This is a genomic window from Pseudomonas sp. H2_A10 (assembly GCF_054680085.1).
The window spans coordinates 1,749,435-1,761,666 of the sequence record NZ_CP162821.1; the positions used below are offsets into that span (position 1 = coordinate 1,749,435).

General features: G+C 45.9%; 10 protein-coding genes. 5 read left to right on the forward strand and 5 right to left on the reverse strand.

What is annotated here, in order from left to right:
- A complete protein-coding gene (locus tag AB4O23_RS08080; protein ID WP_460069927.1) occupies nt 1-267 on the forward strand; it encodes a hypothetical protein in 267 nt (88 codons plus the stop codon).
- Nucleotides 268-324: 57 nt separating this feature from the next.
- Here the strand turns inward: AB4O23_RS08080 and AB4O23_RS08085 are convergent, their stop codons facing one another.
- Nucleotides 325-696, reverse strand: coding sequence for a hypothetical protein (locus AB4O23_RS08085; RefSeq protein ID WP_338478538.1), 372 nt, complete (start codon nt 694-696; stop codon nt 325-327).
- A gap of 1,521 nt (nt 697-2,217) precedes the next feature.
- Between AB4O23_RS08085 and dndB the strand changes: the two genes are divergently transcribed.
- Genes dndB through dndE form a run of 4 tightly spaced genes read left to right on the forward strand, consistent with a single transcriptional unit; the run spans nt 2,218 to nt 7,102 of the window.
- Nucleotides 2,218-3,255, forward strand: a complete 1,038-nt coding sequence (gene dndB, locus AB4O23_RS08090; protein WP_460063911.1) for a DNA sulfur modification protein DndB — start codon at nt 2,218-2,220, stop codon at nt 3,253-3,255.
- A 15-nt stretch (nt 3,256-3,270) separates the two neighbouring features.
- Entirely contained in the window at nt 3,271-4,761 is a 1,491-nt protein-coding gene (gene dndC / locus AB4O23_RS08095; protein WP_122679008.1) for a DNA phosphorothioation system sulfurtransferase DndC, read from the forward strand.
- Nucleotides 4,762-4,763: 2 nt separating this feature from the next.
- Nucleotides 4,764-6,746, forward strand: coding sequence for a DNA sulfur modification protein DndD (dndD, locus tag AB4O23_RS08100; protein ID WP_460089354.1), 1,983 nt, complete (start codon nt 4,764-4,766; stop codon nt 6,744-6,746).
- The gene (gene dndE, locus AB4O23_RS08105; protein ID WP_122679006.1) at nt 6,743-7,102 is read left to right on the forward strand and encodes a DNA sulfur modification protein DndE; all 360 of its coding nucleotides are present in this window, start codon (nt 6,743-6,745) and stop codon (nt 7,100-7,102) included. Before dndD ends, dndE begins: the two co-directional genes overlap by 4 nt.
- Nucleotides 7,103-7,190: 88 nt before the next feature.
- On the opposite strand, the gene AB4O23_RS08110 is transcribed toward dndE, so the two are convergent.
- The 4 genes from AB4O23_RS08110 to AB4O23_RS08125 all read right to left on the reverse strand — a co-directional run bounded on the left by AB4O23_RS08110 (nt 7,191) and on the right by AB4O23_RS08125 (nt 11,792).
- Nucleotides 7,191-8,282 carry a DGQHR domain-containing protein gene (locus tag AB4O23_RS08110; protein ID WP_122679005.1) on the reverse strand — a complete coding sequence of 364 codons (1,092 nt, stop codon included), beginning with the start codon at nt 8,280-8,282 and terminating at the stop codon, nt 7,191-7,193.
- Nucleotides 8,279-9,100, reverse strand: coding sequence for an HNH endonuclease (locus AB4O23_RS08115; RefSeq protein WP_338478533.1), 822 nt, complete (start codon nt 9,098-9,100; stop codon nt 8,279-8,281). The genes AB4O23_RS08110 and AB4O23_RS08115 overlap by 4 nt, the downstream gene beginning before the upstream one ends.
- 485 nt (nt 9,101-9,585) lie before the next feature.
- Nucleotides 9,586-10,092: a hypothetical protein gene (locus tag AB4O23_RS08120; protein WP_338478532.1), complete on the reverse strand. Its 507-nt coding sequence runs from the start codon at nt 10,090-10,092 to the stop codon at nt 9,586-9,588.
- Complete coding sequence (locus AB4O23_RS08125) at nt 10,068-11,792, reverse strand: ATP-binding protein (RefSeq protein ID WP_338478531.1); 1,725 nt, start codon at nt 11,790-11,792, stop codon at nt 10,068-10,070. Before AB4O23_RS08125 ends, AB4O23_RS08120 begins: the two co-directional genes overlap by 25 nt.
- Nucleotides 11,793-12,232 lie beyond the last annotated feature (440 nt).

Here is a 12,232-nt window from a genome sequence, read left to right on the forward strand (position 1 = left end):
ATGCAAATACCAGAAATAATTGGCAGTCTCAACATTCAGCCAGTACCTGAAGATAATGGCCTGATCCTGGCGGCCGATGTTCTAGCAAATAGTCTTAACTATCTATTTAAAAAACGCACAGAAGCCGAGCTATATACTTCACTTAACAATCGAGAAGCTGTAGTGCGTCACCCCTTATTTACCCATCTGGATGCGTTTCAGCAATGGGGGAGTGGAGATATAATTGGTGACGGATTATACCGGCATCCTAAAGCCCCAAATTCGTAATAAAAATTAGCTAAGCATTAAAGCTGACGCCGAATAACCGACGTCAGTCATCGCAAGTTATACGCCCTCTTTATCCTGCGAAAGCTGCTGAGAAACCCATGGCTGAGAGTGGCCAGAAAAGGCTCCGAGTGTTTTTTGCGTAGTAGTAGCTTCGACCTCAGCCAGCGCCTGTTGTTGAGTGCTTCCCTCGTTTCTCAACACGATAGTTGTAGTGTGCTGGCGTTGTTCCAGCATTATTCCATCCGCGGCAAGTGTTGTTGTTTGGGTAGATTGATTGTGGTTATAATACGTGCCGGTATCAAAAGTCGCCTCACGAATCCCCAAAGATTGCAAAGCCTCTATCATCTGCTGACCTTGCTTAACCGCATCGTCTAAGCTGACGCCATTGACTTGTAAGTCAGAAAAAGGAACTACTTGCTGTTCGCTCATGCTGGCACCATTTTTATATGTTAATTATGAATTAGAACTGCTTGAAATTTAATCGATTCTTTGCGTGGCTTCAGTTTCAACTATCAGAGCAATCAGCCTGCTAGTAAGTCCGATAAGCTTCAAAGCAGATTCCTCGGACAGCGCAGCGTCTAGGAAGCGGCTCCGCTTATCGTATACCTGCCGAGTATAGCGTGCTTTTGCAGGGTGGCGAACAGCCATCTTGGCTTGGGTTCGTACTTGTTTCCTCTGGGAAGCCTCCTGCCTAGTGCAAAAAAAAGCGTCAACTAGCGCAACACCGATCCCCCCAGAGCGCGTCCAGTCCAGCGAGCGTATTTCCCCTGCGGACAACGCGTTTGTGCGATGTCGTCTTGGCGCTAGGTCTGTCGGATCGAGAACGCTTGCCCACGATCCGCCTCTGCAATCTGAACCGCAGCTAAACCGATGCGTCTGCTCCGCTTAGCTTTGGCTGCTGCGGGTCGCCATAGAAGGGAGTCGACCCAAGCTGTGTGAAAACGAATTTGAGAAAATCGGGCTAAGTCGCGTTTTTTGGTGGGGTTGGATTTCCATAAGGTGGGTTGTTGTAACGCGACTTGGCCTTTTGGTTTTTACCACCGCGGGGATAGTTGCTCGTTGTTGATGGGCACTAGTATTACCAGCGGACGCTCAATGAGTAATTCGCCATGCACGATTAATTGTTAGCTGCCCAAGAGCATTTGACGGTATGCGCCTTCGAGATCGAGCGCCAGGTCGGTGATGGTGGCGTCCGGCGATGCGAGGGTTCGCTGGCTTGGATCTGCAGGGTTTCAGGATCAATGTCTTGATCGATCGTGAAGAGAGTCTGAAGAGGGTCGCGGGGGGATTGGGGCATATTCAAGGTCACACACTATTTAAGGAGCTGCTGCCCCTTGCTGTCAAACGGGATAGGGTGCCAGCTGTACGCGGCTTGACAGCCCGGAAGTATAGGAGCTAGGCGTACAGAGGATGCCCCTCGCGCAGTCGCCATGAGTGAGAGGGAACATGCAACGCATGCTGCAAAATCAAGGGATGTGAAAAGTTACACTTTGGGGTCTGTCAATACGGTCGCTGATGAGCAGCGACCGAGGGCGGTTAGCGATGTGTTAGCGCGTGCGCCAGTTCATTCCCATCAAAATGGCGTCAAGGACGATGGAGCTAAGCATCGAGTGGATACGAGATCGAGCTCAATAGCACGAACGCCGAAAAAGGGGGGAAAGACCTCGCCAGGCGCCCAAAACCATGCGTCTAGAGTAGGTAGCTTTCTCCATATGAAGGAGGCTCTATTCCCGGGTGTGGAGCCTGGCTCAGCGAATGGTAGGCAGAGAAGGCTAGCATTTTGACCTACCGAAGCTCACCATAAATCATGTTGATTTGTTTGTTAAATCGACATGCCTTGTTTGTGTATAGGAACATAAACATGCTAAATTCCTAAGCATGACCAGTCCATTTTCCTATACGTTTCCAGCCATACGGGGTGTGCAAGCCGGACGGGAGTTTTACGTCTCCATGTGCCCACTACGCTTACTCGGAAGGCTCTTCGTTTTTGACAACGAAGAATTAATGCCTGAGCTGCGGGCTCAGAGATCTATCAACCGTACGCGAATTCCCGAAATTGCCCGCTATATCCTGGCTAATACCGATAGTTATACTTTTTCGGCTATTACGGCTTCTGTAGACGGCAAAGTCGATTTTGAACCAATTGGTACCAAGGATACTACCCATTTTCGAATGGGAACGTTAACTGTTGATATGGACGCTAAGTTCATAGTCAACGATGGGCAACATCGTCGCGCTGCGATAGAGCAAGCCCTAGAGGAGCGGCCGGAATTAGGTGACGAGACAATCGCAGTTGTGTTTTTCCATGATCGTGGCTTAGAGCGGTGTCAGCAGATGTTTGCTGATTTAAATAGACATGCAATTAAGCCCTCACCCTCCCTCAGTGTTCTATACGATCATCGAAACGCAGCGGCTAGCGTGACTAAACATCTCGGGCTTACTTCGCGAGTTTTCCGAAACTTGGTCGAATCTGAGCGGTCCTCCCTTTCCAAGCGATCTCGTAAGCTTTTTACTTTAAGTGCTTTGAATTTTGCCGTTCTTGAAATGCTTAGTGCTAAAGATCTCGAGGACTTTTCTTGGGCTTCGAAGAGATGCAGTGAGTTTTGGGAGGTTGTTGGCGAGCAAATACCCGAATGGACCCATGTACGCGAAAGCCGTATGACCGCCGGTGAAGTGCGTCAGGATTTCATTCATTCACATGCAATTGTTTTACAGGCACTTGGGCGCGTTGGAAAGTTTGTCTATCGTACTGATGATGGCCGGCCAGACCTAAAGTTAGCTCTAAAAAAATTACGCGATATCGATTGGTCGCGTACGAATATTGCAACTTGGGAGGGGCGCGCCATGATAGGTGGGCGTATGGCTAAGAACAGCCAGAATATTACGCTAACATGCAATCAGATAAAATGCTCGCTTGGATTGGGTTTGACACCTGAGGAGCAAATTATAGAAAACGCCTTCATCGCCGCGCGTCAGACCATAAGCTAATTACCGGAAATTATCATGACCACGCCTCCCGAGGCCATTATCTCAGAAATACAATCGCTCTATCGTTCCGACTCCCTACCTTGGATTGTCGGTTACAGCGGTGGTAAGGACTCCACTGCTTCATTGCAACTAATCTGGAAGGCGGTCGCGGCGCTGCCAGCAGAACAGCGCACTAAAGAGATTCACGTAATTAGTACTGACACTCTTGTGGAGAATCCAGTAATTGCGGCATGGGTTCATTCGTCGTTGACTCGGATGAAGGCCGAGGCTGAGCGTCAAGGTCTACCGATTCGCCCCCATCGACTGACTCCAAGTATTGAGCACCGTTTCTGGGTCAATTTGATAGGAAAAGGGTATCCAGCTCCACGAAATAGGTTTCGCTGGTGTACTGATCGTCTAAAGATTAGCGCTTCCACCAAGTTTATCCAAGAACTTTCAGAAGCTAACAGCGAGGCGATTCTCGTGTTAGGGCAAAGGCGTGGTGAGAGCCAGGCTCGTGACAAAGTTATGGACCATTACAATGGCAGCACTCGCGATCGTTTAAGTCGTAATAACGATCCTAAGTTGTCACGGGTGTGGGTCTATTTGCCTATAGAAACTTGGACTAGTGACGACGTCTGGATGTATGTTCTTACAGATGAAAATCCATGGGGTATTGATAACCAGGATTTATTTGATATTTATAAGGGTGCTACTCCGGACGCTGAGTGCCCAGTTGTTGTCGATAAATCGACTCCAAGTTGCGGTGACAGTCGTTTTGGTTGCTACGTGTGTACCATGGTCTCGCAAGACAAGTCGATGCATGCGATGATTCAGAACGACGACCAGAAGTCATGGATGAAACCTATACTGGATTTTCGCAATAAATATTTGAGTATCCAAGACTGGGATAAGCGCGATTTCAAGCGTATGAACGGTCGAGTTAAACTTATGGGTAAAGGAGAAACCTCAGAGCTAATTCACGGCCCATATTTACAAGATTATCGCGCTAAGTTACTTGAGGAGCTACTTCGGACTCAGCTCGCGTTGCGGAGCGCTAATGTACCAGGGCACGACCAAATTGAGCTGATCTCTATTGAAGAAATCGATGCCATACGCCGTATCTGGGTCGAGGAGAAAGGAGAAATTGAGGATTTAGTTCCAAAAATCTACGAGCGCGTGCTTCAAGAGTGCTATCCCGGTCGAGCGATGGAGCAACATCCGCTTGAGCCAGAAGATCTAGCACTGCTAAGCGATATAGCTAGTGAAATTGATACCGAGGCTGGCGGAAGACTATATCAACTGGCGCGAAATCTTTTGGCTGTTCAGTACCAGGCAATGCAAAGCCAAAAGCGCTCGCATCATTTAGATAGGCTAGAGGAAGTCTTAAAAGCAAATGCGTTTCGCACCGAAGATGAGGCTTTGATGTTCGCAAGAAGTAATATCGAGGACAGTCAAGAAGAGCCGAATAGCGGTGAGGAACTAGAGCTTATCCCGCTCACAGCGGTAGAGGTGGAAGAAGAGTAAGTATGGCGAAGTTATCCATTAATCATATTTCGATTGAAAACCTGGGGCCCTTTCGTGAGCGGCAAAACTTCGACCTAAGTGTTTTGCCTGGCCGACCTGTTATTTTGCTCAAGGCGCTCAACGGTAGTGGAAAAACTACGCTGCTTACCTCGTTGCAGATCGGGCTATACGGTTATAAGGCCATCAATATAGCGCGTCGTGCCGAGTACGAACAGCTTATAGCCGGACTGCAGCGTAGAGATGCCACAGGGCCAGCGCGAATTGAGATGCAGCTTAGCGTTGAAGTGGGACACAATATTCAAGCGCTAACGATCCGTCGAGAGTGGCATCCAAAAGAAAAAGGATTTCGCGAGCTGTTTCGAGTATTCGCCGGTCATCAAGAAGATTTAGTTCTTGCAGAAGATTGGGATGAATTCATTAACGGAATTTTGCCTGTAGAGTTAGTACATCTCTTCTTCTTTGATGGTGAGAAGATTGAAGCGCTGGCGAATCCGGAGCGTCTACCTGCGCTTTTGCGTCGGGCGACTGAAGTATTTCTAGGTCTGGGTGGTATTGATGCCTTGGCCGGGGATCTAAAAGCGGTCGAGCGACGCGCTAGCAAGAAAATGTTTTCTGCAGATGCCACCGGTGATGGCGACCAGGCTCTCGACTTTGAGTTGGAGCTCAAAGACCTTGAGCAGCGTATTGAAATGCTCTCACAACGGCAAGCACAAGCCAGAACCAACCTCGACGAAGCGCAGCGTAAGCTTGAGAATTTTTCAATTGAAGCTCAGAGAAGTGGTTTAGTCGCCTATCAACAAGCCGCTGAGTTACGTGCACGTTTAGCGGTATGCGAGCAAGACCACGGGCGAGCACGTGCTTCGCTAGTAACAGCTCTGGAAGACCCAATATTACCCTTGGCCTGGCTAGAGCCGCTCTGGGGGGCCTACAAAGAGCATTGGCAGAAGGATCATCAAGCGAAGTACAACCATATGCTCATCGAAGAGTTCGTAAAGCGAGACCAACGTATTCTTGAGCGGTTAGCACTTGATGCGCCGAATATTAAATCAATAACAGCTGAGTTTTTCGCCTCTGATCTAAAAGGTTTGCGATATGACAAGTCTCACATACCGATGTTGCTTTCGGGTGGAGAGCCAGCGGAAATTGAGTCCCAACTCCATCAAGCCAAGCAGCGTCTGAAAGAAGCAAAAGAGATTGTCGCCGCGGCTCAGAGAACGCTGGAGAAGGCTCAAGATGCGGTGCATCAGATTCCTGCAAATGAACAACTTAGTACGGTATTCGAAGCAATGCAGCAGCACACTCAAAGAGTGGCCGCCGCAGAATGGCAGTTACAAGAGTTAAGCCGCGAGCTAACAGAGGCGCGCAATAAACAGACGCATTTTGAGCAGCGTCACCAAGCAGCTTCCGCCCGTGCCAGAGCGGAGCTAAAAGAAAGCACATTCCATCTTAAAGCATTGGAAGCGGCAGATCGTGCAAAAGTGGTTTTGGCCGCGTTCCGGGAGAGACTACTTGCATCTAAGGCACAGTGGCTTTCGGAGATGATTACCTCAGAGTTCAAACAGTTGCTTCGAAAGCGAAATCTTATTTCGCGAGTACTGGTTGAAGCAGACACTTACGCCGTTTCTATCGAGGATGTTAACGGACATACACTACCCATGGAGCGCTTGTCTGCAGGAGAACGGCAGATTTTGGCTATCGCCGTGCTTAGCGCCTTGATCAGAGAGCGGAAGGGGCGTTTTCCTGTAATTGTTGACACGCCTTTAGCGCGCTTAGACCGTAATCATCGGGAGGCTCTGGTTCATAACTTTTTTGCTAAGATCTCGCATCAAGTAATGGTTCTTTCTACAGACGAAGAAGTCGAAGGTACTGTACATACTGCACTCGAACAGCATATGAGTCGGGAGTATTCATTAACTTTCGATGATGAAAGCCGCCGCAGTATCGCCAGTATAAATAGTCAACAGTTTCAGCTAGATACCCTATGATAATCGATCGAGTTCGCTTAACTGCAGCTGCAAAGATACAACTATCAACGTTGAAAAGACGTTATAGTCTAGAGCATAACAATACAATTTGTAGGTATGCACTTTGTATGTCTCTTGCTACACCGGGTAAGTTGATCCAAGAAGAGCTATTATTCCTAGGGGGGGTCGAGATCGATTGGAAAATTTTGACTACTGGAAATGAAGATTTTTACATTAATTTGGTAAAAGTTTGGTCTAAAATTAATTCCGAGCCGTTCGATGATGAAAGCATAAAAAGGTTCGTGACTCTACATATCCATAGAGGGCTTTCATTTCTTTCTGGGCGATCTGAGCGCTTGGAGTTCATGCTTGAGTAAGGTAGGCCGCCTTTTGCAAGGCGGCAACTTTGAATACAGGTGCCAGGATAGCTGCGGTACATAAGGGAATGTATTGTAGCTTTCTAGTTTATTCGATACTTTTTATGAACGGAATATCGTTAAACCATGGGTGTTGGTAACGAATGTTCTGGTGGATTGTAGTCAGTGCATCTTGTATAGCATCTCTGACTGTGCGGTTATCCGCGACCTGTAGACTCCACTCAGCACGCCAAAATTCTTCTGTTTGTGTTTTCAGAATATTTCTAACTGTATTGGTTACAGACTCTGGCTCCGCCATATTGATGTCGTTGCCTGGGTATCCAGACAAAAGATTTATCGCGTCTGTTATGTAGCGAGTTAGGCACACTATCCCGACTTTACTGACAAGTTTTTTTTCATTAGGAAAGCAGTTTGGCCAAGTGTTTTTTATAACGTCCCAGATCGTTATAAAAAAATCATACGCCGCGTCCTCGCTAGAAAGTTCCTGTATATTTTTAGATTGAATATAAGCGATCGATGTTTCGATTGCGGATGGGACAACCTTTCGATCGTCCTCCGGCATACTAGGTAATGCTATTATACCTTTGAAAGGACTCTCATCTAAATCGTTCGCGAGACCGACGTAGCTAAGTTGTGGGCTCAGAGAAAGTCTAGAGGTTTTCAACCGGTTTTCTAAATCTATTTTATCTTCTTCTTTCGTCAATCTTAGGGTGAGCGCACGAATATGGTCTGGCGCGACCTTCGTAACTTTATTGTTGATGATAATAAATTGAAAAGCTCGCTCTTCTGAAGTTGCATCTAAAATGGCAACGATTGGCACGCGCGAGTTCTCGTCGAAAGCATTCAGTCCGCACAGTCTATGCTGGCCATCAATGACAAGGATGTTCTCTTTTTCAGCAACGTTGATAACTATATTGCCGCCATCTATCCGGCATGCATTACTTGATATTGTAAGTACAATAGCAGTCGGAATTGTATTTCTGGTATCGCTCTCAAGAAACTTTTTTATCGCTCTGACTTTGCTGTCTTTAAGGGGGCGTTGTATGCCGTCGGTATTGTCGGGTGTGAGCGTCGGGATAGTGCTCCATAAAACCACATCTTTTACAGGTGCCTCAAACAAGCAAAATGTTGGAGCGTTTCCATCATTACGTTGCGAGAACGTTAGGCAGTTATAGTTCATACCGCATCTCTCCTTTTAATTTGAAAATTAAAGAAGTCCACGGCGTCATCTCTATCGATGGCGCTGACTTCGTTAAAGTTAAAGCTTCCGATTGCAAGTGCAGCATCTTTTAATGTTTTTTTGTAATTGCTCGCATATTCAAACATCTCTCTGCGGTGTTGAGCTATTTTTACTTTCTTTTTAATGCTCGTCAGTTCATCCGCCGATGGCTCAGGCTTCAAAGTGAATGAGTGTATGTGGGCGTTCTGCCACAAAATCATGCTTCCTTTCTCTCCGTTGCAAGGAGGGCAGGCGGGCAATAGATTTTCTACGGTGCTATCTCCGCCAAAGCTTTGCGGCCAGATGTGTTCCAACTCCATTTTGTCGAGTGGGTTCTGAGTTTTCTCGTACACCGGCGTTCCGCACATATAGCAATAATTAACTTTGGTTATAGTGAACTGACTACGGACAGAAGATATGATTGCCTTTCTTGATGTTTTTTCAGCCTCTAAGGCTAGCGAAGCCAATCGATCTAAACTGACACCAGATGGGCTCCGGGGTATTTCTAAAGATCTCAAAAAATAATGGGTCATTAACTTGTGATGTTCTTTTTCAGACTCAACATCACTGACGACTCTATTGGCCTTTTTTATAATTCTGGATAGTAAATTTGCTGCTAATATTCCTGCATAATAGGAGGACAGTTCGTGTTGCCGACCTCCTATTTGAAGTGCTTCCAAATTTGATATTTGGGTGAGGTTCTTACGACCTATCAAACTATTATTGATATAATCAAAAAGCATCTCTCCGGCAGTCACCGGCCTAAATTTATAGTCCATGTTTCATCAGTCCGTGATCGTGCTACGGTGGTAGGTTCAAGCATGTGCCGCGTATAGCTTAAATTGTTTTCGGGTGTTTTTCTATTACCCAAGCGTATTTTGTAGCCCAAGCGCGCTCTGCAGGTCACGAAAGCTGATTCAGTTCTTTGCGGCTACTCGCTGGATTCGGAACGAGATATGAGACCAATTCCCCTAGCCCGAATGGCGTTTGGTGTTTAACGTGGCTACTCTAGCGACCAGTTTTTCGGCTGCGAAGTTCACAAGTTCTTACTCACAGGTCCACTTGGGCTGCTTTAGTAGCTGTTTTACTGCAGTTCAATCATTCCAGATTTTGCTGTAACACACATTCACTAGGGGCAGCACTGCTACCAGTCGCGGGTGAAATCTTACAAGTAGATCAGCAGCGTTAGAGCTAAAAAGTCGTATGGAGAAAAATGTATGCAGCTGAATAAGTTAAACCAGTGCTTGCGTCTGAGTGGCCGCCCCTAAAGGAGTACGGCCTGATCAGAACTTTCTTTATACCTGTTGTATTCGCCTAGTAGCAGTTCAATTGCATGCTTGGCATACGAGTCTACATCGAACCCTAAATTTATCCGCAAGGACCGGGAGCTCGGTCTAGATAATAGCTTTTTTATTCCGCCGAATTTGTTTCCGTTTAGCAAATACTCTCGGTGGATAGCTTCTTCAATGGCAACTCGAGCGTACTTTCTTTTTTCATACTCTTCCTCTTCTATTACACCGCAGTAAAGACCAATATAAACAAAATCTTCATCGTAATCAGGGCAAGAGGTATTTTCTAACTCTATTCTCAGCTTCTCAGAAAAAGAGCTATTGGCCTTGCTGAGATGGCTTCCCCATCTGGAAGTGGGCATGTTGCCGGTCTCACCAATATAGGCATGATCGGCTGTAAGGATCATATAAAGATAAGATCTCCCCCGGCTACCCCAGACGGTCCCGCAATGCGTGATTAGTCCTCCGACGTGTTTTCCCATGTCCAATCCTGCAGAAATTGATGTACATTACTGTGGAAACGACGAAATATCCGCTCTAAATCATTTTGTGCAACACTGGTTTCGTATGAAAAGACATTACTCTCAGCTAATGCCGAAGCGAAAATTAAGGCCTCTGCTGTTAGTCGTTCTTTAGAACCATCTTCAAAGCGGTTTAGGTAAACATCATAGAATGGGTGATTTTTGTTAATACAAACAAAAACTCCTTCCTTCGAGTCAAAATATGGTTTCCACACCTGACCGAAAGGAATCTTATTAGAGTATCTGATTTTTTGAAAGTCTGTTTCCAAGGAGAGTATGTCACCATTCTCTTCTTTTTCAGAGGCTATCTTGTCAAGGGCGAGTTGCGCCTCTTCATTTTTCTTTTCCTGCCTTGAAATCGTTTCGGGGTCTACTTCGCCTTTGCCCATCTGCTGAGGATCATCCTCGGGCACGTCTCTTACCGACTGACTAAAGGTTTCTCCCTCTCCCCTCTTAACGTTAATTTTCTCGTGGCAAGCTGCGCGAATTTCTTTTGCGGTTCGGATTGCCTTAGAGATAATTGCTTCAAGGTTATAAATTTGCTCGTCGTCAATTTCTAGGCGTTGCTTCGAAACGTCTACATGCAGAACGTCATCGTGTACATCTTGGATTTCGAATCTGATCCGAATATTAATATCGTCTTTTGTAATTAACGGTTTGCCTGTCGCTCGCTCCAGGCCGTCTCCCCACCTGATAAGCCTACCATTCCTATATATGAAGAAGCCGCTGTTTTCGCGCGATACTCCGTAGCTTTTTACAATTAACTTTTTATCAATAGAGAGCGGAGATTTTTCGTCTGCCATTCGGGCTTGCGGGAATGCTACTGCTTGAATTTTTATGGCAGGTAGGGGGTTATTATCTTTGTCGCGCAACGAATCCCAGTCCTCATCTAAGATCAAGTATGGGCTATAATAGTCGTAGCTATCAAGCGACCAGCCGGTGTTTTTACTTGCCAATTCGGTAAATAATAAGTCCTTGGCTTTTATCTCTTCGTATACTCCTTTGTTATCACTCAAAGAAGTGCGAATTCTGATTTTTAATGGTTTGGCGTTTTCCTTGAGAAATGAGTAGTAAACAACACCCAGCCGCTCTTTTAATTTGGTTAGAGTAGTGCCAGGCGAGGATTGATTAACGTTTTCACATCCTGCAATTTCTACAATAGTTCCAGTAGAGCCACTTACTTCGCTCGAAAATTCTAATTGTTCAGCTCTTGTTAGGGGCTGTCTTAGCAAAGCAAGCCTATTCTCTTTTTCAATTTCTTTGAGATCGAACGTATACTTGTCAGAAATGACACCATCTTTTTTACTAGTTATTGATATTTTGCTTCCGAGTGAGAGTCCCGCAGATTTTAGGCCCATTCCATATTTTGACAGGCTGTTCTTCCCGTAGTTTCTTTTGGAGCCCAATGTGAAGGCATTTACTATCTCTTCATGCGACATGCCTTTACCGTCATCTATTATTTTATAGCTAGATACGCTATTCCTATTCTTAAGCGTCTTACCAGGTCTCAATTCGATTGAGATTGAAATAATTGAGGCTTCTGCTGTAACAGAGTTGTCTATAATGTCCATTATAGCTGTGTATGGCTCGTAGCCAATTTTCGCGATTGCCTCACAAACGCGGATGGCATCAAAGCCTACACTGACTGATATCGCACTCATTTTAGCACTCCTTCGTTATATCCATTCTTGCCTTTGTTTGCTAGAAACGTCGCCCTAAATATCATTATCTAAACGATAAGATTGACTTTCTTGGAATGACTAATTGTACTTTAAGCTGCTTACATAAAGACGTACGGGCTTTTTCTTCTGTCTGAGATGCCTAAGGTTTGTCATATTTACGTCTCGAATAACCTTGATGAAGCTATCTTTACCCCGAAGGCATCATTTCGCAAGCTCAAAAATTGAGGATATACGCATTTTGGTTACGAATACGATAACGGTTTGGCTGTCGCAATTGCCTGCTTGGAAAGCCGTGCGCTTTTGCCCCCGCTGACATGCTCGCGGCCTAGGCGTTTTTTTTGAGGATCGCTGAATTGCATGTGAGTTGAGTGTCATCATGCCAGTTAAACACATCCTATTTCCACCCGCGCGGCATTTGG

Coding starts and splice junctions, on each gene's coding strand:
- AB4O23_RS08110 (WP_122679005.1), bottom strand. CDS start 8,282: ATGAACTATAACTGCCTAACGTTCTCGCAACGTAATGATGGAAACGCT.
- AB4O23_RS08080 (WP_460069927.1), top strand. CDS start 1: ATGCAAATACCAGAAATAATTGGCAGTCTCAACATTCAGCCAGTACCT.
- AB4O23_RS08120 (WP_338478532.1), bottom strand. CDS start 10,092: ATGGGAAAACACGTCGGAGGACTAATCACGCATTGCGGGACCGTCTGG.
- AB4O23_RS08085 (WP_338478538.1), bottom strand. CDS start 696: ATGAGCGAACAGCAAGTAGTTCCTTTTTCTGACTTACAAGTCAATGGC.
- dndE (WP_122679006.1), top strand. CDS start 6,743: ATGATAATCGATCGAGTTCGCTTAACTGCAGCTGCAAAGATACAACTA.
- dndD (WP_460089354.1), top strand. CDS start 4,764: ATGGCGAAGTTATCCATTAATCATATTTCGATTGAAAACCTGGGGCCC.
- AB4O23_RS08125 (WP_338478531.1), bottom strand. CDS start 11,792: ATGAGTGCGATATCAGTCAGTGTAGGCTTTGATGCCATCCGCGTTTGT.
- AB4O23_RS08115 (WP_338478533.1), bottom strand. CDS start 9,100: ATGGACTATAAATTTAGGCCGGTGACTGCCGGAGAGATGCTTTTTGAT.
- dndB (WP_460063911.1), top strand. CDS start 2,218: ATGTGCCCACTACGCTTACTCGGAAGGCTCTTCGTTTTTGACAACGAA.
- dndC (WP_122679008.1), top strand. CDS start 3,271: ATGACCACGCCTCCCGAGGCCATTATCTCAGAAATACAATCGCTCTAT.